The sequence below is a fragment of the Candidatus Omnitrophota bacterium genome (assembly GCA_028693815.1).
Classification (GTDB): domain Bacteria; phylum Omnitrophota; class Gorgyraeia; order Zapsychrales; family Aceulaceae; genus Aceula.
In genome coordinates this window covers 25,826-44,809 of sequence record JAQUUP010000016.1, presented here as the reverse complement: position 1 = coordinate 44,809, position 18,984 = coordinate 25,826, and the positions used below count along the sequence as shown (strand labels likewise).

The 18,984-nt window shown below is 35.7% G+C and carries 22 protein-coding genes and 1 pseudogene; 4 read left to right on the top strand and 19 right to left on the bottom strand.

Annotated elements, in window-relative coordinates; all coding sequences use genetic code 11:
- The 4 genes from PHY73_06280 to PHY73_06265 form a co-directional block, all read right to left on the bottom strand.
- On the bottom strand, window positions 1-425 hold a 425-nt coding region (locus PHY73_06280; protein MDD3375308.1), incomplete at its 3' end, for a SpvB/TcaC N-terminal domain-containing protein.
- A gap of 67 nt (window positions 426-492) precedes the next feature.
- On the bottom strand, window positions 493-774 hold the full coding sequence (locus tag PHY73_06275; GenBank protein MDD3375307.1) for a hypothetical protein: 282 nt from the start codon (window positions 772-774) through the stop codon (window positions 493-495).
- Between the two features lie 70 nt (window positions 775-844).
- Entirely contained in the window at window positions 845-2,503 is a 1,659-nt protein-coding gene (locus tag PHY73_06270; GenBank protein MDD3375306.1) for a hypothetical protein, read from the bottom strand.
- Entirely contained in the window at window positions 2,478-2,753 is a 276-nt protein-coding gene (locus tag PHY73_06265) for a hypothetical protein (protein MDD3375305.1), read from the bottom strand. Before PHY73_06265 ends, PHY73_06270 begins: the two co-directional genes overlap by 26 nt.
- Window positions 2,754-3,143: 390 nt before the next feature.
- Here PHY73_06265 and PHY73_06260 point away from each other — a divergent pair, with 390 nt between their 5' ends.
- The 4 genes from PHY73_06260 to PHY73_06245 are packed head-to-tail and all read left to right on the top strand — an operon-like array spanning window position 3,144 to window position 6,173.
- Window positions 3,144-3,695, top strand: a complete 552-nt coding sequence (locus PHY73_06260) for an XRE family transcriptional regulator (GenBank protein ID MDD3375304.1) — start codon at window positions 3,144-3,146, stop codon at window positions 3,693-3,695.
- A gap of 36 nt (window positions 3,696-3,731) precedes the next feature.
- On the top strand, window positions 3,732-4,109 hold the full coding sequence (locus PHY73_06255; protein ID MDD3375303.1) for a four helix bundle protein: 378 nt from the start codon (window positions 3,732-3,734) through the stop codon (window positions 4,107-4,109).
- A 60-nt stretch (window positions 4,110-4,169) separates the two neighbouring features.
- Window positions 4,170-4,535 carry a response regulator gene (locus tag PHY73_06250; protein ID MDD3375302.1) on the top strand — a complete coding sequence of 122 codons (366 nt, stop codon included), beginning with the start codon at window positions 4,170-4,172 and terminating at the stop codon, window positions 4,533-4,535.
- Window positions 4,536-6,173 carry an ATP-binding protein gene (locus PHY73_06245; protein MDD3375301.1) on the top strand — a complete coding sequence of 546 codons (1,638 nt, stop codon included), beginning with the start codon at window positions 4,536-4,538 and terminating at the stop codon, window positions 6,171-6,173. It begins immediately after the preceding gene.
- Here PHY73_06245 and PHY73_06240 read toward each other — a convergent pair.
- From PHY73_06240 to rsmD, 15 genes and pseudogenes are all read right to left on the bottom strand, one after another.
- Window positions 6,157-7,335: an HD-GYP domain-containing protein gene (locus tag PHY73_06240; protein MDD3375300.1), complete on the bottom strand. Its 1,179-nt coding sequence runs from the start codon at window positions 7,333-7,335 to the stop codon at window positions 6,157-6,159. The two genes, PHY73_06245 and PHY73_06240, sit on opposite strands and share 17 nt — an antisense overlap.
- 84 nt (window positions 7,336-7,419) lie before the next feature.
- A pseudogene (locus PHY73_06235) lies at window positions 7,420-7,776 on the bottom strand (four helix bundle protein).
- Window positions 7,777-7,816: 40 nt separating this feature from the next.
- Window positions 7,817-8,173 carry a response regulator gene (locus PHY73_06230; protein ID MDD3375299.1) on the bottom strand — a complete coding sequence of 119 codons (357 nt, stop codon included), beginning with the start codon at window positions 8,171-8,173 and terminating at the stop codon, window positions 7,817-7,819.
- A gap of 149 nt (window positions 8,174-8,322) precedes the next feature.
- Window positions 8,323-10,488: an ATP-binding protein gene (locus PHY73_06225; GenBank protein ID MDD3375298.1), complete on the bottom strand. Its 2,166-nt coding sequence runs from the start codon at window positions 10,486-10,488 to the stop codon at window positions 8,323-8,325.
- A gap of 37 nt (window positions 10,489-10,525) precedes the next feature.
- A complete protein-coding gene (locus tag PHY73_06220; protein MDD3375297.1) occupies window positions 10,526-11,611 on the bottom strand; it encodes an SDR family oxidoreductase in 1,086 nt (361 codons plus the stop codon).
- 8 nt (window positions 11,612-11,619) lie between these two features.
- Window positions 11,620-12,864, bottom strand: coding sequence for a beta-ketoacyl-[acyl-carrier-protein] synthase family protein (locus PHY73_06215; GenBank protein MDD3375296.1), 1,245 nt, complete (start codon window positions 12,862-12,864; stop codon window positions 11,620-11,622).
- On the bottom strand, window positions 12,861-13,286 hold the full coding sequence (locus PHY73_06210) for a 3-hydroxyacyl-[acyl-carrier-protein] dehydratase FabZ (GenBank protein ID MDD3375295.1): 426 nt from the start codon (window positions 13,284-13,286) through the stop codon (window positions 12,861-12,863). Before PHY73_06210 ends, PHY73_06215 begins: the two co-directional genes overlap by 4 nt.
- Before the next feature lie 222 nt (window positions 13,287-13,508).
- A complete protein-coding gene (fabD, locus tag PHY73_06205; protein MDD3375294.1) occupies window positions 13,509-14,441 on the bottom strand; it encodes an ACP S-malonyltransferase in 933 nt (310 codons plus the stop codon).
- 35 nt (window positions 14,442-14,476) lie between these two features.
- Complete coding sequence (locus tag PHY73_06200; GenBank protein ID MDD3375293.1) at window positions 14,477-14,857, bottom strand: four helix bundle protein; 381 nt, start codon at window positions 14,855-14,857, stop codon at window positions 14,477-14,479.
- A 46-nt stretch (window positions 14,858-14,903) separates the two neighbouring features.
- A complete protein-coding gene (locus tag PHY73_06195; GenBank protein ID MDD3375292.1) occupies window positions 14,904-15,881 on the bottom strand; it encodes a ketoacyl-ACP synthase III in 978 nt (325 codons plus the stop codon).
- Between the two features lie 3 nt (window positions 15,882-15,884).
- Window positions 15,885-16,871, bottom strand: a complete 987-nt coding sequence (plsX, locus tag PHY73_06190) for a phosphate acyltransferase PlsX (GenBank protein ID MDD3375291.1) — start codon at window positions 16,869-16,871, stop codon at window positions 15,885-15,887.
- A gap of 125 nt (window positions 16,872-16,996) precedes the next feature.
- On the bottom strand, window positions 16,997-17,197 hold the full coding sequence (rpmF, locus tag PHY73_06185; protein MDD3375290.1) for a 50S ribosomal protein L32: 201 nt from the start codon (window positions 17,195-17,197) through the stop codon (window positions 16,997-16,999).
- Window positions 17,198-17,453: 256 nt separating this feature from the next.
- A complete protein-coding gene (locus PHY73_06180; GenBank protein ID MDD3375289.1) occupies window positions 17,454-17,876 on the bottom strand; it encodes a DUF177 domain-containing protein in 423 nt (140 codons plus the stop codon).
- Window positions 17,873-18,355, bottom strand: a complete 483-nt coding sequence (coaD, locus tag PHY73_06175; GenBank protein MDD3375288.1) for a pantetheine-phosphate adenylyltransferase — start codon at window positions 18,353-18,355, stop codon at window positions 17,873-17,875. Before coaD ends, PHY73_06180 begins: the two co-directional genes overlap by 4 nt.
- 3 nt (window positions 18,356-18,358) lie before the next feature.
- Window positions 18,359-18,922 carry a 16S rRNA (guanine(966)-N(2))-methyltransferase RsmD gene (gene rsmD / locus PHY73_06170; GenBank protein MDD3375287.1) on the bottom strand — a complete coding sequence of 188 codons (564 nt, stop codon included), beginning with the start codon at window positions 18,920-18,922 and terminating at the stop codon, window positions 18,359-18,361.
- Between the last annotated feature and the right edge of the window lie 62 nt (window positions 18,923-18,984).

Below are 18,984 nucleotides of genomic sequence, written 5' to 3'. Positions count from 1 at the left end.
CCGAATTTAGTGGATCGCCCAATTTTTCCAAGATCCAAAAACCAGCCCACTCCTAATAGGCCATTCGAAGAACCAGAATTGTACGCAAGCGCAAGTGCCGGCTCAACGCCACCGCGGCCTCGAGGAACCTGGAGAGGAATACTTGCCGAAGCAGTACCACTCGCAGGATCAACGTCTAACTTTTCCATAGACTCAAACGGCCTGTCTCCAGTGATCATCGCTTTTGGTGCAATTTCTGTTTGTTTAAGATCATCTTGATTATTTATTTTCTTTGGCAATTCTATATTTTCTAATATGCTTTGATTTTTAATCTCTTTTCCTTGAACTTGCGATGTCTTTTCTTGAGATTCTTCTGCTAAAGCAGGTGTTGCAGAGAACAAAAATGGAATAATAATTAATCCAAATAAAAATTGATTTTTTTTCATTTTGCTCTCCTTTTTAATATTTATAAATTTTTTCTCGCCAACAAGCTGCAAAAACTTATTTGTGTATTTATTTTTCTACCTTTTGATCTTCTTGCTTTAAGGCAACTTTCTTACTTTCACTTTTGTCGCTAACCACAAGATCTTCTTTGTAGCATCGACCGCAAGGTGTATAACCTTGATCAACAGCTTCTTTTTTGTCCATTTTTGTTATCTCTTTGTCTTTAACAAATCGACATGTTTCTTTGTGATACTTTGCACCGTTTTGTGTTATGTAAACATCTTCGGCAAAAGCAAAGGTGCTTGCCGAAAGAAAAACTAAACATAACACAGCTAGAATTATTTTCTTCATATCTATGCTCCTTGTCTTGTTTCTGCAGCTGTTGTGAGAAATTTATTCTTAACATTTTTCGCTCTTTTCATTAACTATCGTTCCATTTTATTTTGATCTCCTGGCTAAATTGACCGCCAGTTAAAGCATCAATAAGAGCCGTAAGTTCCTCAACCCTCATCTGCTTATCAATAAGAAGCTGATACTCTTGTTCATTCTTTGTTAAGATTTCCACTTGAATTCGCCTACGCTCAAAATAAAGACGCGTGACTTCATCCAAGATATCTTCTCTAAGCTCTACCATCATCTTCGAACGCGAATCAATTGAAGTTTGATCAGAATTCCAAATAATATCTCCTAAATCCCAAGACAAAGAAACATCCCATCCTAAATTGTTATAAGCCGTTTTGTCATCTGTTCCAACATACTGCTGACCTCCGCCTGTATAGCTTCCATAAACACTATCCGACATAGTTAAGTTTCGATCCCCATCTAGACCAAGAGATAAATTCGGAAGCCAGGCCTTATTTCGCGCTTGCTGTCGCCATTGTTTTATTTTGCTAGGACTGACTTCCGCATATTCAATTGCCTTTTTCTGAACCCAACCAACTGAAGGCTCATTCTCAAAAAAATCCTTAATTTTTCTATAATCTGCAAAAAAATCACTTTTCATAGTATCCTGCTTTCTAAGCATAAAAAGACCCTTATCAGACCCGGCATAAACATCTCCCTGCACGCTAAAAGCCAAGCAGTTCGTCTTGTTTGATGGAAAGCCTTTATATAATTGCTTCCACTGATTATCCTTAAAATAGAAAATACCTTTTTGAGTTGAAGCCATCAGCTGATTCTTTTCGATAGCTACTAGAGAAGTCAGATATTCAGAAGAAAAACCTGAAATGAGAATACTGCGCCAAGACTCCTGATCCTCTATCCGATAAAAAATCCCATTTCTTGTGGCAACAAAGAAAATTGGATCTCGTGAATCAAAGATATAAAAACTTAGGATTTCTTTGGCCAGACTTAAAACATCGTCTTCATCTGAACTTTCCAAGGATTCCGTCCTTGAGCCTGAAGATCGAACAGAGAAAATCTTAACAGCATCCTTGTTCTCCATATCTAACTCAAAAATATCTTTTTGAGAAACTGCATATACAAAATTACAACTTTTTTGAAGAAAAAATACTGGATCAGACCCAAGAACACCACTCATTCGATGCCAAATAAAACCTGTCTTTGACCTAAAAAAGAGCCCAGTTGTTGTTGCGACATATATCGTCTTTTCACTATCCAAAACAGAGAAACAGCGCTGATTCTTAGAAGAATCAGCGCTAAAAATCTTTTTCCATCGCTTTCCTTCTCTGTCACCAAGAAAAACACCAGCATCTGATGCAATATAAACAAGATTTTGTTCGGAAATATAAATATCATTAACTCTTTGCTGGCTTCCCTCTATATAGAGCGCAAGCACATAATTCTTTCCACTGTCACTAGATCGATACACGGCCTTTGAAGTACCAACATAAACAATTGATGGCTCTGAGGGAACAATGTCAATAGCTGTGATCTCAAGCTCATTGATTCCATTTCCTGATTTTTCCCAGATATAGTTTTTTAAAAGAATTTCTATTTTATTTTCTTCGGAAGGCTGCCCTATAAAACTTTGCGCTGAAACTGGCCAAAAGATAATTAAAAGACTAATTATCCCAACCATAAAAACAAAGCAATTATTCTTTAAACATAGCTTTTTCATATATTTTCTTCGTGTCAATAAAAAGCAGCGCCCTTGTTACAGCACTCTTCATTTGAATATTATTATTTTCGATCGTCTCGACATTCTTATTCAAGTACTCAAGCATTGCCTCAAGTCCTAACTCTTTTCTCATCATTAAAAGAATCCGTAAACTTGTATACAATGCAATAATGCTTCTCGGCGAGGAAAAAATGTTATTATCGATTTCTGGTGAGTTTGAGAATTCATTCTTAAAATTATCTTCGTTCATTACTATCTCCTTTGGAAGGCAATAACAAGAATAGCATATCGTTGATGATTTGTCAAGAGTATATTGATGAATAATCAATATTAGATGAAGTCGCATCATATTTCATTGCAATAACTTGCAATGTTCATAAAAAGATATACTAAAATTTATTTGTTTTTAATCAAAATAATATTGACTATTCGTCAAAATATGTTATTATTAAAAAGATGAAAACAGGAATAAAGAAATCCTCAACTCGCTTGCGCTCGTGAGGATTAATTCAATCAATAGTTTTACATTCACGAAAGTTCTGTAAAACTAGAGTTCATTAAGATTCACACAGCTATTTTATGTTCGCTAACACTCCGCGTGCGCTTAAGCGCAGCGTAAGTATAAAAATGGAGCTCATTTATGTTAATCGGAAAAAGAATTAAAGAAATTCGAAAACAGCAAAAAATATCGCTAACGGAACTGTCTAAGAAAAGCGGCATTCAACTTGCCACTTTAAGTCGAATAGAAAATTTAAAAATGACGGGGACGCTTGAATCGCACATAGAAATTGCCAAAGCACTTAACGTTGAAATCACAGAACTTTATCAAGATATTTCTCTTGAAACAAACAAAGTTGATGTTAAAACGGAGGAATCTTCAGCTGATTTCTTTAATTACAGCGATAGGTCATCTTATGAAATCTTAACTAACAAAGTTTTATCTAAGAAAATGATGCCTATTCTTTTGCGCATTGAGCCAAATGGAAAAACAAATGTCGAACAAGGTTCAAAATCAAGCGAAAAATTTCTTTTTGTCTTAGAAGGATCTATTTCTGCAAAAATTGGGGATAACAGCCATATATTAAAGGAAGGCAACACGCTCTATTTTGATGCCTCCCTCCCCCACTATTTTGAGAATACTAATACTAAAGTTGCCAAAGTGATTTGCGTAGCAACGCCAGTAGAGCTGTAAAAAAGGAATAAAGGATTAAAGGACTAAAGGAATCAAGTGGAAAAGAAAAAAACTTTAAAAACCTATAAAGATCTAATCGCCTGGCAAAAATCCTATAATTTATGTTTAACAATATACAAAACAACGCAAACATTTCCGAGAACTGAACAATACGGCCTAACATCTCAAATGAATCGAAGCGCATTATCGGTTCCTTCAAACATTGCAGAAGGATATACTCGATTTGGAACAGCGGAATATTTGCGATTTCTTTCTATTTCTTACGCGTCTCTTGCAGAACTCGAAACGCAATTATTTCTAGCAAGAGATTTAAATTATTTAAAACAAGCTAGCTTTAACAAAATTATTGAATTGCACGACGAGGTACAGCGGATTATGCACAAGCTTATGTCTGTTTTAAAAAATAAGCTTTAAACTTTTATCTTTAATCCTCTATTCCTCTATTCCTTTAATCCTTTTATATGGAGTTCTAATATGTCAAACCTAAAAATTCTAATTGTTGATGACGAAGAAGGAATCAGGGAGTCGCTTAAATTAATCCTCGAAGATTATTATAATCTCATTTTAGCCGAAGACGGCGAACAAGCCTTAGAAATTCTAGAGAATTCTTCGGATATTGCTCTTGTCTTAATGGATATCAAGATGCCAAAAATGAGCGGCCTTGAGACACTCGAATCCATGAAAGAAAAACATGCTCAACTTAAAGTTATCATTGTTACAGGATACAAATCAGTCGAAACTGCTACAGAGGCTGTACGCCTAGGCGCTTCCGGTTACATTGTTAAACCTTTCAAGTCAGACGAGGTCTTAGCTACCGTAAGATCAACGATGAAAAAATAAATGCCTGAAAATTTCTATTCATATCTTCAAATATTTTCTTCAATCTTGATTCTTTGGTCAGGAATTATTATTCTGACCAGAAATCCTCGGCAAAAAATAAATCAAATATTCTTCTTTCTATGTCTCACAACATTTTCTTGGCTTTTTCTTTATAAGATTATTTCTCTTTTTGACATAAATAAAAACTTAGAACAGCTCCTCGCAAGAATATCTTATTGCGGAATAACTGCTTTTCCAGCTCTAACTTTTCATTATACACTTCTATTTTTAGATACTAAAATAAACAAAAAACTAATAAGAGTTGCCTATGCTACTACACTAAGTTTTTGCCTCTTAATTCTTAAAACAAACCTAATCGTAAATGGGTTCTACTACTATCAATGGGGTCCATACCCAAAGGCAGGAAATCTCCACTACATCTACTTAGCATTCTTTTTTATTGGCATTCTTTTGTGCCTTAAAATACTTATTAATTTTATTGCAAGAAATCAAAAGCCAAAATCAAAAAAAACTGTTCAAGCAAAATATATTTTAACTGGATTCTTAATTTTTACCCTTGCATCTATTGATTTTATTCCAAATTATGGAATTAATTTTCAACCTTTTGGCTTTATTCCATCACTTTTTTTTATTTCAATATTTGGGTACGCAATAATTAAGCATCAATTAATGGACATTCAAATAATCTTTAAAAAAAGTATTATTTACTCTATTTTAATCACGCTCATTTCTTTGCTCTACTTAATAATTATCATTTTTATAGAAAGAATGCTGCAAGAAATTCTAGGATATCGTTCAATCTCTTTGAGCATTATTACAGCATTTGGATTAGGTCTTATTTCTGTTCCATTACGAAATAAAATTCAGTTTTTAGTAGATAAAGTATTCTTTAAAAACACTCGAGATGAGATTGTTAAGGAAAATGAATTACTCAAACAAGAAATTGTACAAACGGAAAGACTAAAATCTATTGCTACATTGGCAAGCGGAATGGCGCATGAAATTAAGAATCCTTTAACAGCCATTAAAACTTTTTGTGAATATTTACCCGAAAAATTAGAAGACAAAGAATTCCTTAAGAAATTTAGTCGTATTGTTGGAAATGAAGTTGAGAGAATTGACAATATCGTACATCAGCTACTCGAATTTGCACGACCTTCTCCTCTTGCCCTTAAAGATATTGATATTCATAGTCTTATGAATAATATCTTAGAGTTTTTGAACAGTGACTTTATAAAACATAAAATTAAAGTCTCCAAAGAATTCGATAGTGATTATCTAGAATTATTTATTGAAGCTGACTCCAATCAACTTAGGCAGGCTTTCTTAAATATTTTCTTAAATGCCATTGATGCCATGAAAACAGGTGGAAATCTATCGATAAGAACAAAGATTGCCAGTAGCACCCTAAACATCGCAATACAAGATAGCGGTCCTGGAATTAAAAAAAAGGACCTTAAACATATCTTTGATCCTTTCTACACAAGAAAAGACGAAGGAACAGGATTAGGTCTCTCTATAACCCAAAGAATTATAGCAGAACACCGAGGGATTATCTTTGCTGAAAGCCAAATTGGAATTGGCACCAAATTTATTATTCAACTTCCAATAAAATCTTTGGTTAAATTTCCTGCCTAGAACACAGATCAACAAATGCATTGGCCACAATAGGATGAAACTGAATGCCGGCATTCTTTTTAATTTCTTCAACAGCAGTTTCTTTCGAGAGAGCTTTTCGGTAGGTTCTGTCTGAAGTCATAGCATCGTACGTGTCAGCTACAGCCACAATGGCTGCAATAATAGGAATCTCCTCGCCTTTTAATCCTTCAGGATAGCCTCGCCCATCATATCTTTCGTGATGATATTTGACACCTTCGAGACATTGTTCGAACTCAGGAAGATTCTTTAAAATTTCGGCACCGCGAAGCGGATGCTCTTTAATTTGGACAAACTCCTCGTCTGTCAGTCCTCCCTCTTTACACAAAACACTTTCAGGAACACCAATTTTTCCAATATCATGCAAAAGGCCTGCAATATATAAATTCTCAGAAAAACTTTCTGGCAAATCAACTGCTTTACTTCTAACTAATTCATTAGCAATTGTCAGAGAATAATGCGTAACACGCTCGGTATGTCCTCGTGTATATTTATCCTTCGCTTCAATGGTTGAGGCAAGTGAAAGAACAGTATTAATAAAAAGGGCTTTGTTTTGATCAACCTGTTTTTTTAGATCATCAATAAGCTGAGCGTTTTGAATCGCCATCGCCACATTTGATGCTAGGGCCGATAAAAAGTCAAGCTCCTCGGCGTTGTATCCTTCATTGGTAGATTTTTCCCCTAGCAAAAGAAGCGCCAAAAGGTTACCATGAAAATATGCCGGAACGCATGCCAAAACATTAAACATCCCCATTTGACGAATAACACTATTTAAGAATTCCTTTTTTTCTTCTTGGCTTGCTAAAACACTTTCCTGCCAAATTAATTTATTCAAATCGGAAACAATCAAATACCCCTTTTTAGCAAATTGCTCATAGTATTGTTTTTGCGTAAAAAGTTTTACAAGAGAATTTTCTTTGGTAAATTTTGCAAACCCAGGCGGGATTTTCATCCCTTCTTTCCCGCCGGAGATGGTTAAAACATAACAATCTTTTTCAGGCTGAAAAAGCAAAACACCGGCATGCTTGGCATGAACTTTGCGTACAATCAGGCGGATAATCAATTTGATCAAAAGATTAGGGTCATGAACCAAAATCATGCTACGACTGGCGTTCTCAAGTTCTTTTTTATAATTTATTTCCATAATTTTTAAAAATAGTGAAACGTTAAAAGTGAAACGTGAAGCGTTTAAATAACAGGATTGAAAATACTAAAAAACATGCTGAGCTTAAAGTTTCTTAATTAAATTTCTGATCATCCTAGTTTCATAATCAATCTTTTCTAATAAACTATCAAGGCAAACCTTCGTTAGATATTTTAAATCATAGCAGATTTCAGCTTGCGTTTCCAGCTCTGCGCACGAACCAAGAGCAATATACAAAAAATGCTTATATTCTTTATTATGATAACGATTAAAACCTTCAGCTATATTTCACGGAATCGAGACTGCAGCTCTACGCATTTGAGAGCTAATTCCAAAAACTTCTTCTTTTGGAAATCCCTTTATTGTTTCATATATATCAATGACAATTTCTTTTCCAAGTTTCCAGATTTCAAGATCTCTAAAATTTTTTATTTTTTGCATTTTTTCTTCACTCTTCACGTTTCCCGCTTCACAAGCTCGCTTATGCGAGCTCTTTCAGTACAATCTGTTCTAGCTCATCTAAAGCCAGAGGCTTATGAACATAGTTGACCACGCCAAGACTTTTTGTCTCATCAATAACGTCTTGATCCTCAACACCTGTAACCATAATAACTTTGACATTGTTTCCTTTTTCTCGAAGCTTTCGTAACGTCTCAACTCCTGTCATCTCACCCATGCGCACATCTAAAAGCACAAGATCAGGATTATCTTCCTCGATAAGAACCAAAGCCTCCGCACCTCCAGAAGCTGTTCTTACGTCAATCTTTCGCTTCGTAAAAAAACTCTTTGCAAATTCTCTAACATCTTGTTCATCATCTACAATTAATAACTTTGACATTGGTTTTCCTCCGGAAAGAGTGAAGAGTGAACCGTGAATAGTGAAGCGTATAAACAGACAAAAAAATCATTTGGGATTTTAGCCTTTGGTCTTTCTTCCCACTCTTCACGTTTCACATTTCACGCTTCACATTTTTATTATTTCTATTTCTATTTCTTAAATATAGGTAACTTTAAAATCGTAAGTGTGCCAATATTATTTTCTGATGACATAAAAACTTTGCCTCTATGATTCTCTTCCACAATTTTTTGAATCACATAAAGACCAAGACCTGTACCTTTCTTGCTCGACAATTTGGTTGTAAAAAAAGGTGTGAACAATTTATTTTGGTCTTCTTCTTTAATGCCAATCCCGTTGTCCAAAATACTAATCTCGAGAAAACCGTCTGTTCTACGAGTTGATATTTGAATTTTTGCTTTATAATGAGGGTCTTTTTCCTCAGATTTTCTTTGCATGACTGCATCATACGCATTATCAATAATATTAAACATAACTTCTTGAAGCTGTGTAAAATTACCACAAATAGCAGGAACATTTGAATCATAATCTTTAATAATGGTAAGTTGATCTTTTTTAATCTTAAACTGTGCCATTTCAATGGATGCATCAACGAGTTTTCTAAAATCAACAGAGCAAAATCCTTCTTCTCCTTTTCGCGTGTAACGCAAAAGACCTTGCACGATCTCTCCCCCTTGACGAACATTTTCTTGAATTTTAAGAAGAGCACCTGTAACATCACGCAAAAGCTCTTTGATTTCTTCTGAAGACTGATTTGCAGTTTCTGCTTTTAGCTTAATTGAATCGAGCGCATCCCCTGCAATAAAACCAAGAGCATGCAAGCGATTGTTGATTTGATGCGAGAGCCCATCTGCCATAGTACCAATAGTGGCCATTTTCTCTGCTTGAAAAAGCTGAGCTTGCGTTTTTTTAGACTCTTCATAAAACTGAGCATTTTCAATAGCTAATGCAACTTGATTTCCAAGGATTGTAAAAACAGCTAAATCATCTTGGCTATACATCTCTTTAGATTTCTTTTTTCCTAGAATACCGATTGCAATAAGCTGTTTTTCTGTAAAAATCGGAACAACAACCTCAGCTTGCAAACTTCTCATTCCTTCTTCCACTTCTTTGTATTCCTGACCCCCATAATCATGCATTCTTTGTTTTATTTCCTCGTAAACAATCGGAGCATTAACTTTCTCCAAATAACGGATAAAAGTAGAATGCTTTTTGATCACACAATCAAAACTATCCAAACTTTTTCCTCTTGCAGCTTTAAGCAAATACTCTTTCTTTCTAGAATCATAAAGATAAATGCAAGCATGATCTAAGTTAATCGTTCTAGATAAAATATAAACAATTAAATTAAGTAATTTTTTTAAGTCTTTGATGCGCGTCATTCCAGAAGAAGCTTGTTTTAAAGTTGCCTGATATCGTTTTTGATCACGCAACAATTGATTCTCAGCTTTTTTCTGAATAAAAAGATATAAAAATGGTCCTCCAGTAGCAAGCAACGTTGAGGACACCAAAGGAATAAGCCACCACAAATCACCCAGCCAAGCAACAAGCGTCTGCTTCCATCCTAAGGCCATAGCAAATGGAATACCAAGAACGATAGAATAAACAAAAACAAAAGCGCCTGTTCTCGTAATTGCTACGGTTACATCCAAGAACCTATATTTTAAAATCGCGTAACCGAAAATTATCGGATACAAAAACATAAAAATAAAACCAACAGGAGGAAAATTAATCCCATAGCTAGCAATAAAATCAAGCGCACCTAAAGATCCAACCACAGATCCAAACAATGCATACTTAATTCTTGTTCTTTCGATTTCGTTGAACTTATCTCCACCGCGGAGAAGCCTTACGGTCATTAAAAAATTAGAAATAGAAAAAAGCGAAATAAAGAAAATTAAGAATATAAAATGGTTTAAAACAAACGTGTTTGGATAGTACCCCCACTCATATGAAAAAAGACCAACAACTAATGGAAACTTTGTAAAATTTAAAATCACGAACAATAAAGCGATTAGATAGTTCAAAAAGACAACTATCCTATCCTTCTCTCTTCTTGTTAAATAGTAAACAAATGAATAAAAACTGGCAGGTATTCCGATTATTCCAATATATCCTAACCGAAACCAATAAATCTTCTCAGAGAGATCTTTAACGCAATATCCTACTGCGAAAGAAAAAAGCCAAATTGATATAAAAACACCAAAGATGGCAAAAGAGAAGTTTACTTTAGATTTTCTATTCTTGAAATAAACTAAAAAATTAAAAAACAAGACGAAAACCGACGCCGCTAACATTAAAAACGGTTGTAATTTAAAGAATACAGCGGTCATTTTATTTTACTTTCTTAATAAAACCAACATTCGCACAATAGTTAAAAAGTCGAAGATAATAATCATTGTCAATTTTAGGATATTCAAATTTATAATCCTTAAGAGCTTTTTGTGTTTTATCAGATAAAAAAGTAGCTTTATAGTTAAAGTATGACAAGAATGGTTGTATTAACTTATATTGCACTGGGGTCAATTCTTTCATGTTGAATTTCTCTATTGGAATGAATTCTGGGTTAGTGTACCCAAAGAATCTAGCTGCCAAATCAACAAAATCTCCTGCCCTCACATTCGTAGGATTTACGACATGGTATACTGCATTCTTTTTTTCACTCTCTGCCAATAAAAAGATACCTTTGGCGACAAGATCAACTGGCACTATATTTTGAGAACAACGAACATTTGCTGGTACAGAATTAAAGATTCCCTTCGAAAAGAGATACAGCGGCTCGTAGAACATCTTAAAATTTGTTGTACCGCCTGTGCAAAAATCTCCCAAAATTATGCTTGGCCGGAAGATTGAAATAAAAAACTTTTCATTCTTAAAATTTTTTCTGACTATCGACTCTGCTTCAAATTTACTTTGTTCGTAGTGATTATTGAATTTCTGACCGCAATCAAAATCATCCTCAGAAAAACTTCCAACTTTGTTCCCTGCAATAAAAGCGGTTCCAATATAGTTAAATTTACTCAAATTTAAACAATCTGAACAGAAATCTAAGAGGTTCTTTGTTCCGAAAACATTTGCCATCTTTGCCATTTTAGAATCAATGCTAAAACCGGTAAGAGCCGCAGAATGATAAATGCTATTGATTTTTTTACATAGCTCACCATATTCAGACCCTGTTAAACCCAACTTCTTTTTAGAAATATCTCCTGAAACAACAATAACTTTTTTTTCTCTCAAACTACTCGCACAAGAAATTGTCTTTAAAACTTTCTGAGCGCGAGCAATTGAGGTCTCTTGATTGCTCCCTCGAATCAGAAGATAAACAACATTGATGCCTTTGTCTAATAAAAAAAGCTTTAAAAGATACTTGCCAAGAAAACCAGTTGCGCCAGTTAAAAGAATATTTTTCTTGTTAATCATATTTATTCTCAATTGATTTCATGCTCCTTCAGCAAAAGACACGCATTGTTCCCGCCGAAAGCCTGCGAACTATTCAGAGCAATATCAACTTTTTGCTCCCTAGCCTTGTTCGGCACACAATCAATATCACACTCAGGATCTTTGGTTTCAAAATTAATTGTTGGAGGTATTTTGCTATTTTTTATTGATAAACAACAACTTATTGCCTCTAGAGCAGCTGCAGCTCCCATGGTGTGTCCAAGCATTGATTTTATCGAATTAACTGGAATCTTATTCGCACGTTCTTTAAAAATTGTTTTGATTGCCTGAGCTTCAACCTTATCGTTCTCTGGAGTTCCTGTTCCATGAGCGCTAATATAATCAATGTCTTTGAAAGAAATACCTGCATCTTTAAAAGCTTTTTGAGTTGCTTTTAATATTTGCTCATAAGCAGATGCTGTCATGCTGTATGCATCGCAAGAAAGACCGTAACCTAAAACTTCTGCATAAATGTTTGCTTTTCTTTTTTTTGCGTTTTCTAGAGATTCTAAAGCAAGAATCCCTGCACCTTCTCCAAGCATCATGCCTTTTCTATTTTTATCAAATGGTTGACATTTTCTAGGAGCCATTGCAAGTAATCTCTGAAAACCAGTAAACGCAATTTGAGATAGGGCATCGATGCCGCCTGCAAGCATAAAATCCAAAGAACCAGATCGAATAAGATCAAATGAATAACCTAGCGCATAATTGCTTGCAGAACACGCATTTCCAAAAACAATATTATTTCCTTTAAGTTTTAATTCGTGGGCAAGATTTAAAGAAATTGAATTGGATGGATATGCTAAAGCAGAAATACTATTAACTTTTAAAGAATTACTTTTTTTAAGAGACTTTACATATAGATTCTCAAGAATTTGCGGCTCTCCCATGGTTGTACCTAAACACACTCCCATTTCTTCTTGAGGCAAAGCTTTCAAATCGAGCCCGGCATCTTCTATAGCAAGCTTAGCAGCAGCAATTGCCATCTGCGACGCGCGCCCCATGTGAGAAATCTTTTTTCTTTGTATAAACTTTGAAGGATCAAAATTCTTAACCTCTCCACCATAGTGGCGATCATAACCAGAGGTATCAAAAGATTCTATTTTGCTAATACCGGATTTACCTGCAAGTAGATTTTTCCAAAAATCTTGCCAGCCGATTCCAAGCGATGAAACAACGCCCAGGCCTGTTATAACAACACGCCTTGAATCGCTTTCTTTTGTTTTCTTAATCATTTTTCCTTTACACTATAAAATATTTGAATATTTGAAATTTTTTCTTGATTAACGTAAACTTCAATGTTTGGGTATCCGCCTGCTCCCATGCTCTTACCAGAGACAACCTTTATAATAAGCTGATCACCAACATTAGCCTGCCCTAAAAACTCTGCCTCTACTTTTCCCAAAAAGAATAAATTATCTTTTTTCCCACTATTTAAAGAATGAAAAATAATCGCTGCCTGAGCTGCCGCCTCAACCATCAACGCTTCAGGAAAAACGTCTGTCGCCTGCTCTCCTCGCTTAGTCGCCCATTCATTTCCCGTGATGTTCTTTATCGCAGTTAGACTCTTATTTTTTTCATATTCAACAATTTTATCAATCAAAAGAAAAGGATACTTTTGAGGAAGAATTTCCTGTATCTCTTTGAGCCCAAGCATAAATACCTTTTATATTAATATTAATAAATATAATATAAATAATTATAACGTGGAAAAGTTTGGAAAGCACGAAGTTTTTGAGAAAAATGAAAGAAATCTTTGATGCAGAATATTTGATGCTTCATATATAGCATTCAAAAAAAATTATTTCTAAGCTTATTATTCAAAATGCTATATACCAAATACTAAATACTAAATACTAAATACTAGCGCATGAATTTCTTAAAATGGTAAGCTTTCTATGTCACCAGGTTTTTCAATATTGTGCACGCGCAACTCTCTGTCAATCTTCCTAATCAAACCCTTCAAGACAGTGCCAGGCCCAATCTCGATAAAATCAGTGATGCCCTCTGCCGCCATAAAACGAACAGAATCTTCCCAAAGGACAGATGAAGTGATTTGTTTTGGTAGGTTATCAGCAATAGCCACGGGATCTGTCTCAGCTACAGCTTTCACATTGCTCACAACAGGTATGATAAGCGGATTAATAATAATTTTATTAAGCTCGCCTTTGAATTTATCAACAGCTGGACCCATAAGGCTTGAATGAAATGCTCCGGCAACATCCAAAAGAATAACGCTTTTTGCACCGGCCGACTTAATCATTTCGCAGGCCTTCTCAACTTTTTCAACTTCACCACTTATAACAATCTGCACTGGTGAATTAAAATTTGCCACCTCAACACCTGCTTGGCTGCAAATCTCTTTTAACTTAATCTTATCAAATCCAATAACAGCGGCCATCGTACCTTTATTAATATTGCACGCCTCTTCCATAAATGCACCGCGGCGCTCAACTAAACGAATACCGTCTTCGAAGGAAAATGCTTCAGATGCAATAAGAGCAGAATATTCGCCCAGACTTAAACCTGCCGTAAACTTTGGATTAACATTCTTAAACTTTGGACTTTCTTTGAAAGCTGCCAATGCTGCAATACTAAAAGTAACAATCGCAGGTTGACTGTAGGAAGTAAGTGTTAGTTTTTCTTGAGGACCATTAAAGACAACATCCAATAAGTCATTGCCTAAAACATTTTGAGCTTGATCAAAGATTGCTTTTGCCGCCGGAGAGCCATCATAAAAACTTTTGCCCATGCCAACGGTTTGTGCGCCTTGTCCGGGGAAGATGAAAGCAACAGCGTTTATTGAGTTCATAGTGTTTATTGGGTTTGTTGGGTTAATAGAATTTATTAGATTTTAGCATTAATGGTGTTTTTCAAATAAGAAATAAATTTCGAAATTAATCGAGCTGTTTTATCCGAAAGCTGAAAAACCTCATCAAAATCTTTCTTCGTGATATATTTTAAGTCTAAGGCAATATAAAGCTGACTTTGCAGTTCTGATAAAGAACCTTTTGAAATAAAAAGAAACCTTGCAAATTCTTTATTACCGCCTCTGGAAAACCCCTCCGCAATATTAGACATTACAGAAACTGCACAACTAGTTATTTGTGATTTAAAGCGAAGATCCTTTGAAAAACTTTTATTGCTTTCAGAAAGCTCATATATTTTTCTTGTTAAAATTCTGCTTTCTTGCCATGCTTGGATATCTTCAAATTTATTAATTTTCATTTTAACTCAACGAACTCTACAAACACCATAAGCCCTATAAACTCTTCTAAAACTTCAGCACCATCGCTCCCGAAACAAGCCCTGCACCAAAAGCAACTAAAACAACATAGTCCCCTTTGCGAATGCGGCCAACTTCTACCGCTTCGTACAAGGCAACCGCAGCTGATGCCGCAGACATGTTGCCATATTTTTCAATATTAATAAAAACTTTTTCCTTCGGAATTTTCAATTTCTTTGCCACACCGGCAATAATCCGATCATTGGCCTGATGAGGAACAATGCAAGCAACATCAGAGATATCAATCTTTGCTTTCTTGATAGCAAGCTCAGTGCACTCTGCCATGGAATTAACAGCAATCTTAAAAAGCTCTGATCCGCGCATACGAATATACGGAAGCTGCCCTGATCCATGTTTTGGCTTAGACGGGTGACGAGTCTCAGGAATAACAACTTTCATTAAATCGCCATATTCACCAAAACTTTCCAGATGTTCTGACAAAATCCCTTGGCGTCTTCCTTTTGCTAAAATACAAGCTCCTGCTCCATCACCAAAAAGAACACAAGTGTCTCTGTCTTCCCAATCAATCATCGTGGTCAATCGATCCGCTGCAATCACAAGCGCATTTTTATACATTCCCGTCAGCAAAAACTGATGTGCCACCGATAATGCATAAACATATCCTGTGCAAGCCGCCGAAACATCAAACGCTACTGCATGCTTAGCCCCAATACCTTTCTGAACCAGACAAGCCACAGACGGGAAATTGCTGTCCGGCGAAGTTGTCGCAACAATGATCAATTCTATTTTTAATGCAGGAAGTTTTGCATTATACAAAGCTTGCTCCGCAGCTTTGATCGCTAAATCGCTTGTTTTTTCATGCTCGCCTGCAATACGACGCTCTTTGATTCCTGTGCGCGTAGTAATCCACTCGTCGGATGTATCAACAATTTTCTCTAAATCTGCATTAGTTAATCTTTTGGAAGGAACATAATGGCCAAGCGAAAGAATTTCTATATTCTGCATAAATTAGCCTACCTCTTTAATCATGTTTTCAATCAAATTATCTTCAACTTCGCGAATCGTTGCACGAATAGCATTCTTGATTGCCTTGGCACTTGATCGACCATGACTAATCATAACAAGGCCATTAACACCCAAAAGAGGCGCTCCACCATATTCGGTGTAATCAGCATGCTTTTTAATATGCAACAATCGCGACTTCATCAAAAACGCTCCCCATAAAGCAAGAGGGCTTTTTTTGATTTCTCTTTTAATCAAAGCTCCCGCCGATTCCATCACACTTTCAGCCACTTTGATTACAATATTACCTACGTATCCATCACAAATAATGCAATCGCAACGACCAGAAAAAATTTCGTTGGCCTCAATATTTCCAGCAAAATTATAAACCCGTTCGGACAAAAGCCGATGGGTTTCTTTGCTAAATTCTGTCCCTTTAGTTTCTTCAGCTCCAATATTAAGAAGTCCAATTTTAGGTTCTTTGATATTTAGAATTTTTTGAGCATACACATTCGCCATCAACGCAGAATGAAGAAGATGTTGCGGTTTTGGATCTGTGTTGGCACCAACATCAATCAGAAAAGAAAAACGCTTTTCCGTCGGAATAACCAAGCCAATGGCTGGCCGTTCAACACCGGGAAGCATTTTTAATAAAACCGTAGACGCGCAAACAACAGCGCCCGTGTTGCCGGCACTGATAAAAGCATCATATTTACTTGAATCTTTTAAAAGATCGACACCTGTGGTAATAGAAGAATTCTTTTTTCTTCGGATAGATGATGTGGCAGGATCATGCATGCCGATCACGTCGGGTGCATGAACAACTTCAATACGATCTTTTGAATATTTATATTTAGAAAGCTCTTCGTGAACTTTATCTTCAACACCAACTAAAGTCACATTGATATCAAATTCTTCAATGGCCTGAATAACACCTTTGACGATTTCATGCGGCGCATGATCGCCACCCATAGCATCAACAATAATATTCACACAAGGTCCTTTTATAAATGTTTATCGTGTTAGTGGTGTTCTTGGCGTTTATTAGGTTATAAATTTTCTCAAATTTTAGAAACTTTACAACCCCACGAACTCCAAAACTCTAAGAGCTCAAAAAACTATTTCTTCTTTTTCGCCTCTTTCACCTTAATCTCAACAACTAGCTTGCCTTTATAATGCCCGCAATATGGACAGACTCGGTGAGGTACAATTTCTTTTTTACAATTCGAGCAAACACTCACTGCTGGTGCTTCAGCTTTGTAATGCGTTCGTCTTTTGCGTGAACGCTGCTTCGAATGCTGTCTTTTTGGATGTGCCATTTCAATTCTCCTAATAAAAAGTTAAAACATTAATATCAAGTATCTCGTCGTTAGCATATGGTATTTAGTAAAAATTAAAAGAATAAAAATAAGTTTTAGATTTAAAGTTGTAACCTACAAATAAAGCATTGGAAAAATCAAAAACTACACTCTACGGCCTGCAACCTAACTCATCTTTTGTTTGGCCTAAAACTTTAAGCTCAACGCTTAAAACTTTTGTTTTTTTATTTTCTTACCATATACTAAATACCAAATACTAAATACTATTTCTTCTGTTGCAACTACATTTTTCACTATTTAAATCCATCCCACAACTTGAGCAAATCCCCTTGCAATCATCTGCACAAAGAATCTTCGATGGAAAATCTAAAAGAATTTCCTGGCGAACATCTTCGCCAAGCTCAATATACCTTGGATGCTCCTCCAAATCGTAGTGGAAAACCAAATCTTTTACAATTTCTTTTTCAAAAGATCGAAGACATCGCCCACATAAAACAGAAAAATTTGCTTTCACGCTCGCTTTCGCCGATACAACATTACCAATACACTCAAGATATGCGCTCACACAAACAGGAGCTAAGCATTGGATATCTTCACCATCAAAGGTGAAATCTTCTTTTTCAAGAATTCCATCAATCTCCAAGCCGCACAGAGGAATATCTTTAATAGCAATCTTCATGAAGCTAATTTTGCTTTAAGCTTTTTTTCAACAAAATCCGGAACCATCGTCGAGACATCGGCTCCCAACACCGAAACTTCTTTTAAGAGTGTTGATGAAATAAAGGAATGTTTTTCAGATGGCATCAAAAAAACAGTCTCAACGTCTTCTGCCAAACGACGATTAGTTAATGCCATTTGAAACTCGTATTCAAAATCAGAAATCATACGCAAACCACGGATTAAAACGGCAGACTTTTTTTTGCGTGCAAAATCAACAACCAAGCTATTAAAAACCTCTACCCGAACACCCTTTAAATCTTTGGTGGCTTCGCGCACCATATCGATACGCTCTTGAAGGCTAAACAAAAGATTCTTTCGAGACGTTTCTGCTACAGCCACAATCACTTCTGGAAAAATATAACTAGTCCTCTGAATAACATCCAGATGACCAAGTGTAATGGGATCAAAGGTCCCTGGATATATAGCTAACTTATTCACCTATTAACTGCTCCTATAAATGCTCACCAAAGAGGCGCCATATTTTCTAGTCTTAAAAAGCGAAAACCGGCCTTGTTGGTCCGGTAAATCTTCCCTCTTATCATGCTGAAACACTAGCAGAGAATTGGAAAATACTATATCATGTGCACATAAGGTTTTCAAGGCTTTTTTTGCCAGTTCTCGACTATAAGGTGGGTCAATAAAAATAATATCGAATTGTCTCTTTTTTCTTGCAAATTCCTTGATCGCGGCAAACGAATCAAGCTTAAAAAGATCAAAATAACAATCTTTTCGCTGTTGGTACGGCATCTCAAGAATCGCCATATTTTCTTCAAGAACCTTGAAACATTTGATATCTTTCTCGACAAAAATAACATTTTTGGCCCCACGCGAGATCGCCTCAAATCCCATAGCCCCGCTTCCCGCAAAAAGATCTAAAAAACTTAAATCATCTAGTTCTTGACCTAAAATGTCAAAAACCGACTTTCGGATAATATCCGATGTCGGACGAATGCCATGTGGCATGTAGAAATTACGACCTTTTAGTTTTCCGCTTAATATTTTCATAAATGAACACCTGACTTATGGAACCTTTAGGCGACATCAAGTCAGCCTGTGTGAATTTATCC